Annotated in this window: 14 protein-coding genes; 6 read left to right on the top strand and 8 right to left on the bottom strand. The window is 61.2% G+C overall.

What is annotated here, in order from left to right:
• Positions 1–415 precede the first annotated feature (415 nt).
• Positions 416–1,168 carry an SHOCT domain-containing protein gene (locus tag ACZ9DP_RS04955; protein WP_476200552.1) on the top strand — a complete coding sequence of 251 codons (753 nt, stop codon included), beginning with the start codon at positions 416–418 and terminating at the stop codon, positions 1,166–1,168.
• Between the two features lie 519 nt (positions 1,169–1,687).
• On the opposite strand, the gene ACZ9DP_RS04950 is transcribed toward ACZ9DP_RS04955, so the two are convergent.
• The 5 genes from ACZ9DP_RS04950 to ACZ9DP_RS04930 all read right to left on the bottom strand — a co-directional run bounded on the left by ACZ9DP_RS04950 (position 1,688) and on the right by ACZ9DP_RS04930 (position 5,210).
• A complete protein-coding gene (locus tag ACZ9DP_RS04950; protein ID WP_476200551.1) occupies positions 1,688–2,092 on the bottom strand; it encodes a type II toxin-antitoxin system VapC family toxin in 405 nt (134 codons plus the stop codon).
• Entirely contained in the window at positions 2,089–2,322 is a 234-nt protein-coding gene (locus ACZ9DP_RS04945) for an AbrB/MazE/SpoVT family DNA-binding domain-containing protein (RefSeq protein WP_194730739.1), read from the bottom strand. Before ACZ9DP_RS04945 ends, ACZ9DP_RS04950 begins: the two co-directional genes overlap by 4 nt.
• A 295-nt stretch (positions 2,323–2,617) precedes the next feature.
• Positions 2,618–2,749, bottom strand: a complete 132-nt coding sequence (locus ACZ9DP_RS04940) for a hypothetical protein (protein WP_476200550.1) — start codon at positions 2,747–2,749, stop codon at positions 2,618–2,620.
• A 123-nt stretch (positions 2,750–2,872) separates the two neighbouring features.
• A complete protein-coding gene (locus ACZ9DP_RS04935) occupies positions 2,873–3,832 on the bottom strand; it encodes a DUF2950 domain-containing protein (RefSeq protein WP_476200548.1) in 960 nt (319 codons plus the stop codon).
• 19 nt (positions 3,833–3,851) lie between these two features.
• Positions 3,852–5,210, bottom strand: coding sequence for a DUF3300 domain-containing protein (locus tag ACZ9DP_RS04930; RefSeq protein ID WP_476200546.1), 1,359 nt, complete (start codon positions 5,208–5,210; stop codon positions 3,852–3,854).
• Between the two features lie 389 nt (positions 5,211–5,599).
• On the opposite strand from ACZ9DP_RS04930, the gene ACZ9DP_RS04925 reads away from it, so the two are divergent.
• Positions 5,600–5,878, top strand: a complete 279-nt coding sequence (locus tag ACZ9DP_RS04925) for a hypothetical protein (protein WP_476200545.1) — start codon at positions 5,600–5,602, stop codon at positions 5,876–5,878.
• A gap of 264 nt (positions 5,879–6,142) precedes the next feature.
• On the opposite strand, the gene ACZ9DP_RS04920 is transcribed toward ACZ9DP_RS04925, so the two are convergent.
• From ACZ9DP_RS04920 to ACZ9DP_RS04910, 3 genes are all read right to left on the bottom strand, one after another.
• Positions 6,143–7,171: a DUF2955 domain-containing protein gene (locus ACZ9DP_RS04920; RefSeq protein ID WP_476200544.1), complete on the bottom strand. Its 1,029-nt coding sequence runs from the start codon at positions 7,169–7,171 to the stop codon at positions 6,143–6,145.
• Positions 7,161–8,279 (bottom strand): HlyD family secretion protein, encoded by a 1,119-nt coding sequence (locus ACZ9DP_RS04915; protein ID WP_476200543.1) that lies wholly within the window; start codon positions 8,277–8,279, stop codon positions 7,161–7,163. The genes ACZ9DP_RS04920 and ACZ9DP_RS04915 overlap by 11 nt, the downstream gene beginning before the upstream one ends.
• Before the next feature lie 89 nt (positions 8,280–8,368).
• A complete protein-coding gene (locus ACZ9DP_RS04910) occupies positions 8,369–8,650 on the bottom strand; it encodes a hypothetical protein (RefSeq protein ID WP_194730734.1) in 282 nt (93 codons plus the stop codon).
• A 444-nt stretch (positions 8,651–9,094) separates the two neighbouring features.
• Here ACZ9DP_RS04910 and ACZ9DP_RS04905 point away from each other — a divergent pair, with 444 nt between their 5' ends.
• From ACZ9DP_RS04905 to ACZ9DP_RS04890, 4 genes are all read left to right on the top strand, one after another.
• Complete coding sequence (locus ACZ9DP_RS04905; RefSeq protein ID WP_476200541.1) at positions 9,095–10,354, top strand: alpha/beta hydrolase; 1,260 nt, start codon at positions 9,095–9,097, stop codon at positions 10,352–10,354.
• A gap of 51 nt (positions 10,355–10,405) precedes the next feature.
• Positions 10,406–12,577 (top strand): mechanosensitive ion channel family protein, encoded by a 2,172-nt coding sequence (locus ACZ9DP_RS04900; protein ID WP_476200539.1) that lies wholly within the window; start codon positions 10,406–10,408, stop codon positions 12,575–12,577.
• Between the two features lie 64 nt (positions 12,578–12,641).
• Complete coding sequence (locus ACZ9DP_RS04895) at positions 12,642–13,289, top strand: MarC family protein (RefSeq protein WP_476200537.1); 648 nt, start codon at positions 12,642–12,644, stop codon at positions 13,287–13,289.
• A gap of 118 nt (positions 13,290–13,407) precedes the next feature.
• A complete protein-coding gene (locus ACZ9DP_RS04890; protein WP_476200535.1) occupies positions 13,408–15,198 on the top strand; it encodes an adenylate cyclase in 1,791 nt (596 codons plus the stop codon).
• The last annotated feature ends 877 nt before the right edge of the window (positions 15,199–16,075 follow it).

The following is a 16,075-nucleotide window of genomic DNA, read 5'->3' as shown; positions in this document are numbered from 1 at the left end:
GATTTGTTGCGACCGGTCGCAGAGTTTTTCATCTCGACGTCCGCAGTAATCGCGGCGGTCGGGAGATTGTACGAAGATGGCGTGACTTTGCCCGCAGTCGTGGCGCTCCGGCATCTGAGGTCAAGATTATGGAAGCAGTTTTCGAACGCGTCGATATCGGCGCATGAGCCTACGCCGACGATGTGATGGTAGAACCGGCGCGATATCTTGTGACATTTGCCACCTAGTTCCGTATTGTTCTGATGTCGTGGAGAGCTTCTTGACTTCGTTGCGAGGCTCGGCCTTGCGGCGTGCACGCTTTCTTCATAAGGCAAGGGCGATCACGATGAGACAACTCAGTGAAGAGGGTCGACGGACCCTGGAGGGGATTGCACAGCGGTACGGGGTCAGCCTTGGCGCGGTCGAGCACCTTCTGATGGCGATTATCGCCGGGCAGGCGACACAGGCTCAGTTCAACCATCCTGATCTCGGTGGCATGGGGCAATGGTCGCAGGGCGGCATGATCATGGTCGGCGACATGTTCAACCATGCTCTGAAGGCGAACGTGGCCGGGATTTGTTCCGAGCTTGCGGCCCTCGTACGCAGCACGGATTTGCTGGACCCGCAGAGGTCGCACCAGTCCCAATACCAAGGTCAGGGCGGCGTTAGTCTGTTCGTCCCTGGGGCGTTGTCGGCCGGCAACTGGTGGCCCGAAGAGCTCGGGCATCCTGCCTCGACCGGGGCGCAGAATGACCTGCGCTATGCCTTTTTCCCGACAACCCGACGACTGGCGATCGATGTCGGCGGCCGGGTTACGGTCTACGACACGAAGGACCATCGCATTGGCGGTTTCTCGCAACAGCAAAGCAGCGACCAGTCGCTGGTCTTTACGTCTCAGCATGGGCTCGTGAAAATTTCGGAACTGGATGTGGTCCGTCAGGACGGCAAGGAACCGGCGGGCACGTCGGCTACCGGACCATCTGCCGCGACCGTTGCGCCATCGATATTCGCATCGTCCGCGCCGGAATCCACCGAGCCACAACAAGCGGCGCGTCCAGCGCCGGAGGCGCGTCGGTCCGATGAGGACATCTTCGACAAGATCGAACGCCTCGCGGCCCTTCATGCAAAAGGTATTCTCACAGATCAGGAATTCGAAGCGAAGAAATCGGAGCTGCTCAGCCGACTATAGCATCCGACGAACAGCGGCTTGCCGGACGCAGATCAGTTGATGGCTTTCCATCGAGCCCGGATAATCACCGTGCGGGCCGCCTGCAAACGTTCATCGCGGATCTTTACCCATCGATCGGATTGTGGTGGCTTTAGCGTCTCAGAAACACCTACGGTGCCGCGTGACAAGGTTCGATCTCATCTGCGAGATCATCAAGAATGAAATCGACTTCGCTGGTGGAAAGCGTCAGGACGGCGTGTCCTTCACCTCAGGAAATGCAGCATGTCAGCCTCTGGCTCTTTATTCTGCCATGTCCCGCGCAAGGCGCAAAGATTAGGAATGTCGCTCGACATGTTCATGAAAGCACTCACTGCCGACCTCACCGGTGAAATAAGTTCAAATCCTCCTCCGCGTTTCGGGGGCCTCAATTCGTAGTCTCTGGATGCCAAACTTTGCACGCAGGTCTGAACCCGGAGTTTTGTAACCACATCAGGGGACGCGGACACGGCGCGGTACAACATCCACTGCAAATCTTTCTGGCTACGAGTGCGGCGTAATCAGCGTCACTGACGGAAAATATGTGCGGTAGCGGCCAAGGTCGCGGGTGAGCAACGGAAGCTGACTAACCGCTGCATGGGCACCTATGAGAAAGTCGGGCAATACGCCAGTTTTTGATCCTCCGGCGCGGCGATACTGCGTAAATATCTTGCCGGCAAGGAAAAGGGCGGCTCGCGGCATTGCAGTCATTTCAAGCCCAGCCTCGTCGAGGAATGCCTCGAGTTCTTCGATACGATCGTATCGCACCGCGAGCTCGGCGTATACGGTATCGTTAATCAGTAAAGGCCCATCGAGGCTCGCCGCTTCAAGTTGCGCAATCGAGCAATCCGCCCACGCCGGATCATCGGTGACAACGTCCAGGAGGATATTGGTATCGACGAGGGTCAAGTTTCGCCACGTGTCAGTGCCATGATGGCATCGGTGCTGAGCCCTTTGCCCGCATGACCTCGCAACTTCGCAAACCGGCTCACAGGCTGCTTCTTGTCCGCCCGCACCACGACAATGCTGCCATCGGCGGCGCGGCGGAAATCAACCTTGCTTCCGGGAACGATTCCCAACAGATCGCGGACGGGCTTTGGAATGGTCACCTGCCCCTTTGCTGTCACTGTCGTCGTCATTTGGCCCTCGGTAATACCTGATGTCCAGAAGGTATTACTTTGCGAGCGTGAAATCAATAAGGCGGTCTCCATGATGATGTGCTTTCACAGGTGTCGTGCCGGTGGCGCGCCGCTAACCCGCGAAGCCGAATGAGGCTCGAGCGGATCGCGGCCAGATCGGTAGCGGCATGACGAGATCTCGCGCTCGAGCATATGGATGTGGATCGGTCCGAAGATCCGAGGGTGAACACCGCATATCTCACGATTTGGAACGTGCCGATCACGACGTAGTGGTGACGAAGGTGTTTATGAGCGGCTACTGGGTTGATTCACGCGACAGGTATTCGGCACCCCAATCGACCGCGCCGCCATCGGCCTCCCCACTGGAGAGCGCGAAGAGTTCGAGAAGGGTGTCGAAGAAGGCGCTTCGATAGCTGGCAAGTGTCATGGCGTAGTCCCTGGCCGGAAACCAACTTTCGAAATTGGATGCGGTTCCCGCTTTGGAAAAAAGTCAACCATCCGGAACACTCGTCGACTGCCGACGAGGCGGCAATCACGGTAGCCGCCGCGTTCAGTCTGCAGTCACCTCCCAGTTATCATCGGGGTTGAAGGTCCTGATGCCAGCAGCTATTTTTTCGGTCTCCCGACCGAGATCGGCCTGGTAGACCGTGCCGTTCGCGTTCACCAGGAACGTATGCACACCGGTTTCGCCGTAGCGGATCGGCCAGGCGATGAGCGCGAATCCTGCGATCATGTTGCCGTTGATGATATAATCGAACTTGCCACCGGCGATGTTCGGCCCCTGACTGTCGATGATCCTGTAACGATAGCCGTAGTAGCCCTCGCCGGCCTTCGCCTTGTCCAGGGCCGCGTTGTCTTCGAGGGCGTTGCCCGCCGGGCTATCACCCTCGCCAAGATCGGGCGACCAGTAAAGGCCATCCGTTTTGCCGTCGCTGCTGATCAGGTTCTGGGCATACTCCAGCACACCGTCCCCGTCGCGGTCTGCGGAAGAATATTCCTCTTGGGCGCCGACATAGGCGCGCATCGTGACGATGGTCTGCAGTTCGTTTTCGCCGACGCGACGATTGATGATCTCCTCGAAGCCGGCATAGGTGTCGAAGCTCCATTTGCCGTCGTCGCCCTTCACGATCGGAAATGGCAGAGGCCATAATTTGTCACCGATCTCGATGATCTTGCGGCCATCGACCTCCTTCAAGACGATCTTCTTCTTTGTGCCGTCCCGGATTTGCGCATAGGTGTCCATCACCCCTTCGCCCGCCTTCGCTTTCGCTGCATCGATACCCAGCAGCATGGCGAACTTGTCGAAGTCATCTGCCGCCAGGGCAGCCCTGAAGGCGTCGACGGCCTGTTCCGGCGTCTGGAATACCGGCGGATCGCTCTGCGAGGCGAAGCCCGAGATGACGGTCGCGTCGGATGGTTCTGCTGCAGATGTTGGAGCCGGATTGCCGGCGAGGGCTGAAACAGCGGCGAACACCGAACCCAGAACGATGTTTCTCACTGACTTGGTCATGATTGTCCTCTTCTTCCGGTTACCGACGACGTCCGCCGCCTCGGCGGATTTCTCCACGACCGCCACCACCGCGACTGCCTCCGGCCATGGCCTGTCTGCCGCGGTTGGACTGCATCTGGGAGCGCCTGCCGCTGTCGACCTGACCGAGGGCGGATGGCTTTGTTGGCCGGCTGTCGATGCGGGCCGCTGGCTTGGGCTTTGCGACCGGACGTTTGGCGTTGACTGTGGGCTTGACGTTGTCGGCAGCCCTGTTCGCCCGTGCTTCGGGCCGGCGGTTCTGCGCGGCAGGCGCCGCCTTCCTGTCCGCGGGCGCCGCTGCGATGTTCCCTGCCTTGTTGCGGGCGGCACCTATCCTCTCCGCATCGATCTTGCTCTTGCGGACGTCATTGACACTGACTTTGCCTGCCTCATTGCGAATCGTGCCGGCACGATCGCTCACTCTTGCGCCGACCCTGTTGTTGGCGTTCGCTTCGATATGGGTCCTGAAGGCGCTGCGGTCCATCTTGTCGAACTGGGCGGCGTCGAACCTGATCTTGCTCCTGTCGACGTTTTTCCAGTCGACGTCGTTGATATTCACCTTGCCGTTGATGTTGTTGAAGCAATTGTTGCAGTCGATATCGACGTCGCCGTTCCAGCGCCCGCCCCATACGCCCCAACGGTTCCAGTCGATGGCGGCAGCCCAGACCGCCCCCGTCACCACCCCCGCGAAAAAGGTCGCGGTCGGATAGTAGTAGTTCGGATACGGGTCGGAATAGTAGCCGATGGGCGCGGCCACGTAGCCTGGTTCATACAACATCTCCGGAGCGTACTGTGGAACGTAGACCTTTTCCGGACTGGCGGAGACGATCACGACGTTGTCGTTTTCCTGGGTGACCTTGATCTTGTCGTCGGTCTTGATGATGCCGTCGGCGACTGCCTTGTCGCGCAGTTGCTGTATAGCGATCAGAACGTCCTTCTGCTGGTAGGAAAGCGCCTCTCCAAGTGACTGCGTCCAGTCCAGATCTTCGCTCATCATCGTCACGATCTGAGGATAGTTCAGCAAGGACACGATGCTGCCGTCCCACGTCGTCTTCGGCTTGAGCTTGGGCTGCTTCTTGATGGCTTCGAGAAACCGGGCGGCTTCCACGATCTGCAGCGGATAAAGCGAGGCCGATGTGACGAGCGCGACCAGCTCGTCCGGATAGAGCGCGATCCGCGACACCAGAATTTCCAACTCGTCTTCGCTCAGGGGCGCCGGAGCGTCGTCTTCTGCGGAGACTGGATTGGATGCGGCCGGCTCCTGAGCGGCGGCGGTCAGGAGCGGATGTGGAGAAAAGGGGATTCCTGCGAAAGGCAGAAACAGGCCCGTGGCGAGTAATAATGCGCGAGATCTAGCCATCTCAATCCTCCTTGTGCTCAGACATGATTGCAGGCTGTCGATGACTATGTCTTCGCTCGCGCCGCAACCTCCTCCGAGCAGGAAGAAGTGATAGTCATCGGCCAAGCATCTTTGGCTCTAGGTTCTACAGCAAAGACTGCTCCAGGCGTAGTCGCAGGAGTGATCTGGGATGTATGTTACAGTAACACACTTACGGAAGCGGGGTTGAGCGCGCAGACTGGGCAAACCGCGCGAAGGATCTCTCTTTTGGCGATTTGGGAGGAATAGATGGCGCCGCCATACTTCCTTTCGTTCGGTCAAGCCGCCTGATCACGAAGTTATGGTGATGGAACACCGCCTTTTTTGAACGCGATACGCCACGCCAATATCAGCGACCGCGAGGCCGTGTAATGAATGCCGAAACCCAGCGCCTCAAGGAGGCGCGAGACGGAAAAGCCGAGTGGAAGAAATGGGTTCCCTATCTGGCTGAGCGGCAGTGGGGAACCGTTCGCAAGGACTACAGCGAGGGCGGACGCGCATGGGACTACTTCACCCATGACCAGGCTCGGTCGCGCGCCATCCTTTGGACCGTGCAGCAGGCTTGGCTAGGCACGCGGCAGACGCGTGAATCTATCTTCCAACGCTTTGCTTGTCGAAACGCAACCCAGCGTCAGGGCTGCAAATCGTAACACTGCGCCCTGCGGCTGCCGGTCTGGCAGGTCGGCGAGAAATGGAGCCGATAATGCCCCTGCCTCATGCACTCGGTGAACGCTTTCGGATCCGGCGGATCCTTTCAAAGGTGCGCGAGCTCGCAGTGCTTGCGGACGTCGACGAAGTTCTCGGTTCTCTCGACGGCGCCTACGGAAGCTGCCGAAGAGGTTGCGGCCACGAACATCGCGCAGCTCAAGGCTGCCGATTTCGTCGAGATGAACCTACTCCTGCGCGACGCCGCGTCATGCCGCAATCCCCTTCGAGTTGCTGGTGCGCGGCCAAAGGATCGCGGCGAACAGCAAGGCGTAGATCAAAGCTGCCGCGACATAGACGATGCGGGTGGCGAAGGATTCTGCGGCGCTCCCCGGAAGGGGCGAGACCCCCAGACCGAAGAGGATCAGGAAAGTCGTCAAAGCGCCTGCGAATACCGCTGCGTCCTTCGACCGTCCAGCAGCGCGTCCTCCCAGCAAAAGGGCGACGATGAGAACGATAAGAAAGATCGAAAGCAGGCTTGGCCGCAACGTCAGCGCCGCGTAGGCGACCGATGCGAGCACTCCCCCGAAGAGATTGACGAGCACGAGTCCGACCGCCGCCCGGCTGCTTGCCGCCACGTCGAGCTGCCCGAGCAGGGACGCCACCGTTATGGGAATGACTGCCGCGGCGGTCAGGTTGTCGCTCGTCAGGCAGATCACGACGGAGGTCAGAAGTATCCCCGTATTCGCCAGCGCCCGAAGCAGAGCTGGTGGCCGTTCACCGGACGAGACGGCCTCGAAGGTCTGCCCAAGGGGTTCAGGGAAGATCGCATATGCCAGCCACATCAGGAGCGTTCCTGACAACACCCCTGTGACCAGGATGGACAGGATGGAATTGGCGAGGTCCTTATTAAGGATGCCAAGCAGGGGGACGATGATCGCAACGACGAGCACGAGAAAGACGGCCGGCCCGCCCTTCCCCGCCGACTGCGCGACGAAGCAGGCAAAATAGGTCAGTCCCAGCAGGAGAAGGAAAGGCGCCGGCCGTTCGCCGAGGAGGCTGGTCAGCATCATCATCGCGATCCCAGTAATGAGGATCACCATCGCAGCGCCGACCGTTTTTCCAAACGGCATCGGTCGCGAGCTGCCGAGCAGGAACTGTGCTGCAAAGAGCGGACCGAGGAACGGCACGATAGCCCCCGCATACACTGCGACCGTGAAACCGATCGAGACCGCGAACGCGACGCGCAGGCCCTTGCGTTTCTGCTCCTCGACCGCGGTAGTCCGGTCAGTTGACATAGGTCAGAACCGACATGATGCGGATCCAGAGCGATCCCCACGCATTGGTGACCGGGTTGTCACCGGTGTAGATCACAACGGTCGCCTGCGAGCCGTAGCGTACTCCGCCCTTGGGCCGGGCGTCCTCCTCGATGTTGAGGCGGACTGGAAACCGCTGCGCTTCCTGCACCCATCCGCTGTCGTTCCTGATTGTCGGCAGTCCGGTGTTGGGATCCGTGGTTCCCTGCGAGACACCAAACCCGACGCTTTCGACCTCGGCTGGAAACAATTTTCCGGGAAGTGCGTCGAAGAGGATCTCCGCCCTGTTGCCGGCAGCCACCTTCTCGAGGCTGTTCTCCTTGAACGCCGCGTTGATCCAGATGGTGCCGACATCGATGAAGGTCATGGCCGGCTGGCCGGCCGAGACGACCTTGCCAATGGTGAGCTGAAGGTTCGTGACAACGCCCGCCGAAGGCGCTCGCACGGTCGTCCGCACGAGGTCGAGCCTGGCCTTTCCCAGTCCGGCAAGGGCTGCGCGGAGCTGGGGGTTGTCGTTTCCGGCTGGGCCGAGCTCTTCCCTGGCCTTGGCAAGGTCGGCCTGCGCCCCCGAAACGGAAGCCTCCGCCTGGTCATAGGCGGACTTGGTCGCATCGAACCTGGCCTTGGAAAAGACGCCGCGCTTCACGAGCTCGGACGCCCGCGCGAACTGGTCGCGGAGATTGTCCCGGTCAGCCTCAATCTGAACGAGCTTGGCTTGGGCGGCGTCGACTGTCGCAGTCGACGCCCCGATCGACTGGCCGACGCTTGCGAGCGCCGCCTCGGCCTCGGCGACCGCAAGCTCGTAGCGCTCGGGATCGATACGGAAGAGAACCTGGTTGGCGTCCACCCGCGAATTGTCGGCGACCCCCACTTCCACGACCCGGCCCGTGACTTCGGCCGCGATGCCGACGACATAGGCTTGAACCTGAGCTTGTGAGGTCGACGGCGTCCGCCGCTCCATGAAGATGGAGAGGACGAACAGGACCAGCGCCAGAAGGACGACAACGAGCGCGATCCTGCGCAATGGGTTCTGGGGCGCAGGAGAACTCGCAGGCTCGTGTGAAGGCTCGTGTAAGGTCTCGGACAGCACGGTATTCATCCTTCGAATGCGAGAGTTGTATGGGTATCTGAAGGTCTTGGTCTGCAACGACGTCGGCGGCATCGGGCTCGTCGCCCTATTCACCGGGAAGGGCGCGCGGATGGCGGACGAAGCGGGAGCACCGTCGCGTTGTCGAGCGCGTCTTCGATCTCCTTCCCAAGTCCGGCAACCAACTCTTGGTATTCCGCACTACGCTCATCGCGGTTCGGATCTTCCGACACGCGCCATTTGGCTAGTTCCATCTGGGCTTCCGCAAAATCCCGGCAGATCTCGCAGAACACGTCGTCCCGTGATGCAAGTTCTTCGATCGCCTTGGCTCTGATCGGAAACTGCAGCCTGACAGCCGCCACGCCCTCATCCATCGACAACTCCATTTCACGACACTTGAGACCGTGCCGATCGAACGTGCTTCAAGGCTTCATGTTCGTGGATGAACCGGGGTTCGTGGAGTATGTTACTGTATCATACACGCCGACGACGGCGCCGCCCGATCTTGATGCGGGCCGATTTCTTGCCGAACAGGCCTCGGCGGGCCGACGGCGGCTCTGCTTGCCGTCAGAGTCAAAGACCGAAGGGAGGCGCACACTTGCGACTGATCGCGGTGCCGGGAAACGTCCCGCGGCCGGTGTAACATACCCGATGCTACGGGTAAGCCCTCTCGTGTTCGCATAGCTTTTTTTCGGGCCGGGGGTCGTCCGCTTCTGCATGAAGCGGCGATCTCGGTCATGGCGCAACGGCCGCGGGGAACAGTGGTGAGCAGAGCGAACAAAGTTGTCGACCCCACTCGCGCGAGACTTCCTCGCGGTTTGAAAACGATTCTTGTAATCGCCGCGCTGGCGGCGGCGGGAGGGTGCGGCGGCCACCCGAAGAACGTGCTCATCCCCGTTGCCGACAGCGCGCCGAAATCGACCAAGATCGACATGCTGGTTACGACCACACGCAGTCGTTCCACAATTCGGGGTGAGATGTTCACGGGCGAGCGCGCCCTTGCCCCTGCGTTCGCGGACATCACCGTATCCATCCCGCCTGCGAGCGTCCGAAAGGTCGGGGAAGTTGCATGGCCCAAGAGGCTTCCATCCAATCCGGCGACCGATTTCGCGACCTTGAAGGCCGAGGAGATCACACGCGATGACGCCAAGAAATGGCTGAGCGCATCGGTCAGGAAGAGCCGCGACGGCAGCGTCCTGGTGTTCATCCACGGCTTCAACAACCGTTTCGAAGATTCCGTCTACCGCTTCGCACAGATCGTCCAGGATTCCGGCGTCCATAGCGCGCCGGTGCTGGTGACATGGCCGTCGCGCGGCAGTCTGCTGGCCTATGGTTACGACCGCGAGAGCACCAACTACACGCGCAACGCACTGGAGACGCTCTTCCAGTACCTCGCGAAGGATCCGGAAGTGAAGGAAGTCTCCATCCTCGCACATTCCATGGGGAACTGGCTGGCGCTGGAGTCGCTGCGGCAGATGGCGATCCGCAACGGCCGGCTCCCCGCCAAGTTCGAAAACGTGATGCTGGCCTCGCCTGACGTGGACGTCGATGTCTTCCGCCAGCAGATCGCCGACATGGGCAAGCAGCATCCGAAGTTCACATTGTTCGTCTCGCGCGACGACCGTGCGCTTGCGGTCTCCCGCAGGGTGTGGGGCGATGTCGCCAGGCTCGGCGCCATCGACCCCGAGCAGTCCCCTTTCAAGAAGGAGCTGGCCGACAGCCAGATCACGGTGATCGACCTCACCAAGGTCAAGGCGGGGGACCGCCTCAACCATGGCAAGTTTGCGGAATCTCCCGAGGTCGTTCAGCTTATCGGAGCGCGCATCTCCGACGGGCAGACGCTGACCGACAGCAAGGTTGGTCTCGGAGACAAGATCCTTGCAGCAACGACGAGCACCGCCGCCGCGGCAGGCAGCGCGGCGGGGCTGATACTGGCCGCCCCGGTCGCAGTCGTCGATGCGGACACAAGAGACAACTACGCAAGCCAGGTGAGCGGCCTCACGGGTCCGACAGGAACCAAGCGAAAGCCGGCAGCCTGCACAGTCGGCTTGCGCTCACAGGAGGCGTGCGCGCGCTAGATGCAGATGTCGGCGTCACGTGCATCTTCTTCATTCAGATCAGGATCTACAATGGACGTACTTTTGAAATTCGCGTCGCTTCGAACGCTTCTCTCTGCGGCGGCGCTCACGGTTGCTCTTGTGACGGGTGTTTCCCCTGCCGCGGCACAGACCGAGGCGACCGCACAGCCACGGCCCGAAAGCGTTCGGCGGTTCATTGGAATGTTCTCCGATCCGGACGTTCAGACCTTCCTGCAGCAGCAGGCTGCAGCGGCCAAGGCCGCAGCCGAGCCTGCCGCGGAGAGCGCGGGGACCGGCGTTTCATTCTCCGAGTTCTCAACACGTTTTCGCGCTCACGCTGCCAGTCTTCTAGGTGCCGTGCAAACCTTTCCTTCTGAGACCATGCGCGGGGCGACCGTTCTCGAACGCGAGGTTCAGGCGAGTGGCGGCACCCGGCCCATCTTTCTGGTAGCGGCCTTCGTTGCCGTGGGGCTGGCCGCACAATGGCTTTTCTGGTGGATCAGCGCCGGATGGCGTCAATGGATGGCGCGCGCACCCTTTGCCACCGTTTCGGAGAGAGTAGTCGCGGTAAGCGCAAGATTGCTGTGGGCCGTGTGCTACGTTCTCTCGTTCGGCCTCGGCAGTATCGGCTTCTTCCTTCTTTTCGAGTGGCCCCCGCTCGTCCGGGAGATCGTCGTCGGTTACCTGTTTGCCGTCGTGGTCTTCCGCATCGCGAGCGTCCTCTTCGACGTGCTTCTGGCTCCTCGCGTCGCGACAGACCTCTCACCGGAGCGATATCGGGTCGTGCCAGTTACGGACGAGGCCGCCGCTCACTGGGCAAAACGCCTGGGCTATCTCGTGGGGTGGTATGCCTTTGGCTGGGTGACGATCCGGCTGCTTGGAACGCTCGGCTTCTCTGTTCCTGCGCGGCAACTCGTTGCCTATTCGCTTGGCCTGGTGCTACTCGTTATCGGCATCGAAGCTGTCTGGCGACGCCCTCCCGGGCCTTCCCAAATGGCACCGCCCAGTCGGCTCGGTCTGCGCGCGAGGAACTGGCTCTGGACCGCCTACTTCATCGGAGTCTGGCTCCTGTGGGTGGTCGGGGCGATGAAGCTATTCTGGATTGCCCTGGTCTGCGCTGGCCTGCCTGGTGCGATCGCGCTCACTAAGGCGGCCGTCAACAACCTCCTGCGGTCCTCTGCCGTTGAAGAGGATGGCGACAAGAGAAGCACGGTCGTCTCGGTGATCATCGAGCGCGGCATCCGGGCGGGCTTGATCGTCGGCGCGATCGTTCTCCTCGCGGACGTTCTGGAGATCGAGCTTACGCGAATGACAATGCAGGATTCTCCTGCATTGCGCCTCGTGCGTGGAACATTGAGCGCCGGCATTATCCTCCTGGTCGTCGACCTCGCCTGGAACGTCGTGAAGGTGCTCATCGATCGCAAGCTCGGAGACACGCAAACGGTCCTCGAAGTCGGCAGCGAGCAGGAACGTCGCCGCACGCGCATGAGGACCTTGCTGCCCATCCTGCGTAACTTCCTGATGATTCTATTCGTCGCGATCGCCATCATGATGGCGTTGTCGTCGCTCGGGGTAGAGATCGGACCACTGATCGCCGGAGCCGGCGTCGTTGGCGTCGCGATCGGCTTCGGCGCGCAGACGGTGGTGAAGGACATCATCAGCGGCATGTTCTACCTGCTCGACGACGCCTTCCGGATCGGAGAATATATACAGAGCGGCAGCTACAAGGGCACCGTCGAGTCCTTCAGCTTACGGTCGGTCAAGCTCAGACATCATCGTGGTGCAGTCTACATCGTCCCCTTCAGCGAACTCGGGGCCATCCAGAACATGAGCCGCGACTGGGTAATCGAGAAGATGACGATTACCGTGACCTACGACGCCGACATTGAGAAGGCCCGCAAGATCATCAAGAAGATCGGGCTGGAGCTATTCGAAGATCCCGAGTTCAAGGCGACCACAATCGAGCCGCTGAAGATGCAGGGCATCGACAGCCTCGGGGACTCCGGCCTTCTTCTGCGAATGAAGGTCATGACGCTCCCCGGAGAGCAGTTCACGCTGAAGCGCCGCGCTCTGCGGATGATCCATCAGGCATTCAACGAGAACGGGATCAAGATCGCGGTGCCGACCGTGCAGGTCTCGGGCGGAAAGGACGACGACATTGCCGCGGCGGCGCAGCAGACGCTTGCGAAACACAACGCTGCAAACGCCGCTGGAACGGCCTGAGCGAGCGGCCACAGCAGGCGCCTTGAACAGAATTCGATCCTTCGGGTATTGAAAGGAGACTTCCATGGATTTCACAGTTATCGACGCTCCGCTTGTCGGAAAGCTTCTGCTCCTGCTCCTGATCGGCATGGGGCCGAAGATCGCGCTGGTTCCCTTCCTCGAAAAGACCCACGCGTTCGACGCAGAAACCAAGGCGCGCATCGCTCGCCAGATGGTTCTGATCGCATTGGTCACGGCTCTCATTCTGTTCGCGACCGGCGCGCTGCTGATGCGCCTTCTCCACATCACGGGTGGCGCCGTGGCCGTGGCCGGCGGGATCATCCTCGCGCTTATCGCGATCAAGATGGCATCCGGACCGACGGAAAAGCCGCATGACGAAATTGAGGTGCCGGTCGATCCGGAGAAACTCGCCGTGTTTCCGCTTGCCGTCCCCTACCTGCTCAACCCGGTCGGCATCACGGTCATCATCCTCGCCTCGGGCGAAGTGGTCTCGATCGCCAGCGCGGCACTGGTTGTCGTATTGATCCTGGTCGTCGCTGCCTTAGACTATCTGGTGTTCACCAACATCGACAAGCTCGCCAAGCGGATGAAACCGGCCAGCATGGTGGTCTCGGAGGTCGTCTTCGGCATCCTGCTGACGGCGGTAGCGATCCAGTTGATAGTGAGCGGCCTTGGCAATCTCGGGATAATCGCTCCGCCAGCCGCGCATTGACGGCCGTGGACGAAGACACGTTCCGGGTGTAGGTTCTCTTTCCGCGCATGCGTGGCATGGCACCTCAGGGGGGCATCGGGAGCGCCATGCCAAGCCGACAGCGTCGACGGAGGGGACCGTGACAGCAGCGACGACGAACGACCTGCCTTGTGTCGACGAAATCCGGACGCAGCTCGAACGCATCGTGTCGAGCCCGGAGTTTCCAGGGGTCGGACGCGCTGCGGCATTCCTGCGATATGTGGTCGAGGAGACGCTTGCCGGGCGGGGCGGCCGCATCAAAGGCTATTCGATCGCCATCGAAGTGTTCGGCCGCGACGAGACGTTCACTCAGGACGACCCCGTCGTCCGCATCGAAGCCGGGCGTCTGCGCAGATCGCTCGAGCGCTACTATCTGGTCGGCGGCAGGAACGATCCCGTCAGGATCGACGTGCCCAAGGGCGGATACGTGCCGTCGTTTTCGTGGAATACCGTACCTGCGGAGCACATCGAGACCGTGCCCGCTCCCACTTCGCCTCCTCGTTCGAGCGAGCCGTGGTGGCGGGCCAGGCGCGCCGTGCTTGCATGCGTTGGCGCGGCACTGGCCGCCTCCGGTTACTTGGCTGCCGGCAGCCTGGCCACGTATCCCCCACCACGGTCCGCGGGCGGTATGTTTCCGGATCGGCCCACGCTTGTTGTGGCGCCCTTCGCGAATCTCGGCGACCGATCCGAGGCACAGCTCTACACCATCGGACTCACCGAAGAGCTGCTGACGGCGCTTCCTCGTTTCAAGGAGATCAAGGTCTTCGGCCGCGAGACGTCGAAGTCGCTTCCCTCGGACGTCGACGCCTCGCGGGTCCGGGACGAACTCGGCGCACGATATCTTCTGGCCGGCAGCGTCCGGGCGTCGGGTGACCGCCTCCGGGTCACCGCGCGCCTTCTCGACACGTCGGACAACGAGATCGTCTGGTCGCAGGACTACGACAACGATTTGGGATCGGGCGACCTCTTCGCCATCCAGACGGACGTCGCACGCAGGGTCGCGACGACGATCGCGCAGCCCTACGGAGTGATGGCGCAGGTCGATGCAGCCAATCCGCCGCCTGACGATCCAGGCACCTACGAATGCACCCTACGCTTCTATGCGTACCGGTCGGAACTGAGCACCGAGGCACATGCGGACGTCCGGGACTGCCTCGAAACCGCCGTCGCGCGCTACCCGACCTATGCGACCTCGTGGGCGATGCTGTCGATCATCTACCTTGACGAGGACCGCTTCAAATTCAACTCCGAGCGCGGGTCGGAGGCGCCGATGCAGCGCGCGCTTAGAGCGGCCAGGCGCGCGACACAGCTCGATGCGAGCAACACGCGTGCTCTTCAAGCGCTGATGATGGCGCTTTTCTTCAACAGAGAGCTGGCGGATGCAATGCGGGTCGGCGAACAGGCGCTTGCCACGAACCCCAACGACACCGAGCTCATGGGCGAGTTCGGCACGCGACTGGCGATGGGTGGTCAGTGGGAGCGGGGAGCCGCACTACTTGACCGGGCGATCGCCCTCAATCCGGGCGGGGGCGGCTACTATCACGGCACGCGCGCTCTCGCCGCCTACATGCTTCGCGACTACCCAACCGCGGTCAGCGAGATCGAGCGGGCCGACCTGCAGAAGTTCCCGCTTTATCATGCAGTCGCCGCGGTCATCTATGCCGAGGTCGGCACGATGGACGATGCCCGGCGCGAGGGCGAGGCGTTCGTCCGGATGCGACCGGACTTCCTGCCGAACATCGTGGCGGAACTCGAGATGCGTAATCTCCAGCCGGACGACACCGCCCGTCTTGTCGCCGGATTGCGCAAGGCGGGCATGCCGGTCCCGCAAGATGTCGCGGACACGGGTGCAGGGATTGGTGGCGCAACCTCGGATCTGCAGCCTCGCTGACCCGCCGGGCGAACGTCCGGCATACAGTAACATACCCGATGCGACACGCACGTGCCCGCCTCATCCGAAAATCTCCTCTCTCGTGCCACTGCTTTGTGCTTTTGCGATGGGACAAAGGACGATCCGATGATTAATTCCGCCCACAAAGCAGTGCGCCTGACGGTGTCGGCGGCATTCGTGCTCTCCGCCGTGGCGAGTTCGACCTCCCGCGAGGGCCGGCGAAAAGGAGGCAAAGGATCTCGCGAAGGCGATTTTCGACCATCTCGACGCCCAAAGGCCATATCATTCAAGTTGATCATCCGGTAAACCAACTCTTCGCGAGACAAGGAATCCTTCAGTTACCGGCAGCGCCGCTGCACGAGGAACCGTCGGAACTTCGGTCTGCTTCCGCCGGTAGATGGGCACGTGCCGCGTCTTCGCCAGCCGCATCGATGTCGAGGTCAAGGTCTCAAACCGCCTGGTGTAGGATGATCCTCCAGTCGCGGTTTCCGCCTGCCTTGCGGGCGAGGGTATTTTCCAGAGTCTCGCCATCGGCCTGGCGCCGTTCTTGGCACTGCGAAAGGGCCGACGAGCTCTATCCGCTCTATGCCTACCATCCGTCGCGCCATCTGCCGCCGGCGAAGGTTAGGGCGTTTTTCGATTTCATCCAGGAAATCGGTCAAGATGAAGCCCCTCCAATCTATCATTGAGGCGCGCAGTCATTGCCAACCTATAGAACGGTTGGCGAGCTCGGCACGCCAGGCATTATGATTTTCCATCGACGCGGACACCTAGGGCCTGGTTGGCGGAGATTTGAGTGTAACGACGAAGATAGAGGCCTCTCCTTCGGAAATTTTGGCCGAAAATTGTTTCTGGATGGGCGAATGGATCGGGTCGC

It is taken from the genome of Rhizobium sp. USDA 4016 (genome assembly GCF_056279705.1).
The sequence above is the reverse complement of the archived record's forward strand: the minus strand, read 5'-3'. Positions and strand labels throughout refer to the sequence as shown.

Coding starts and splice junctions, on each gene's coding strand:
- ACZ9DP_RS04935 (WP_476200548.1), bottom strand. CDS start 3,832: ATGACCAAGTCAGTGAGAAACATCGTTCTGGGTTCGGTGTTCGCCGCT.
- ACZ9DP_RS04945 (WP_194730739.1), bottom strand. CDS start 2,322: ATGACGACGACAGTGACAGCAAAGGGGCAGGTGACCATTCCAAAGCCC.
- ACZ9DP_RS04900 (WP_476200539.1), top strand. CDS start 10,406: ATGGACGTACTTTTGAAATTCGCGTCGCTTCGAACGCTTCTCTCTGCG.
- ACZ9DP_RS04920 (WP_476200544.1), bottom strand. CDS start 7,171: ATGTCAACTGACCGGACTACCGCGGTCGAGGAGCAGAAACGCAAGGGC.
- ACZ9DP_RS04955 (WP_476200552.1), top strand. CDS start 416: ATGGCGATTATCGCCGGGCAGGCGACACAGGCTCAGTTCAACCATCCT.
- ACZ9DP_RS04930 (WP_476200546.1), bottom strand. CDS start 5,210: ATGGCTAGATCTCGCGCATTATTACTCGCCACGGGCCTGTTTCTGCCT.
- ACZ9DP_RS04910 (WP_194730734.1), bottom strand. CDS start 8,650: ATGGATGAGGGCGTGGCGGCTGTCAGGCTGCAGTTTCCGATCAGAGCC.
- ACZ9DP_RS04940 (WP_476200550.1), bottom strand. CDS start 2,749: ATGACACTTGCCAGCTATCGAAGCGCCTTCTTCGACACCCTTCTCGAA.
- ACZ9DP_RS04895 (WP_476200537.1), top strand. CDS start 12,642: ATGGATTTCACAGTTATCGACGCTCCGCTTGTCGGAAAGCTTCTGCTC.
- ACZ9DP_RS04925 (WP_476200545.1), top strand. CDS start 5,600: ATGAATGCCGAAACCCAGCGCCTCAAGGAGGCGCGAGACGGAAAAGCC.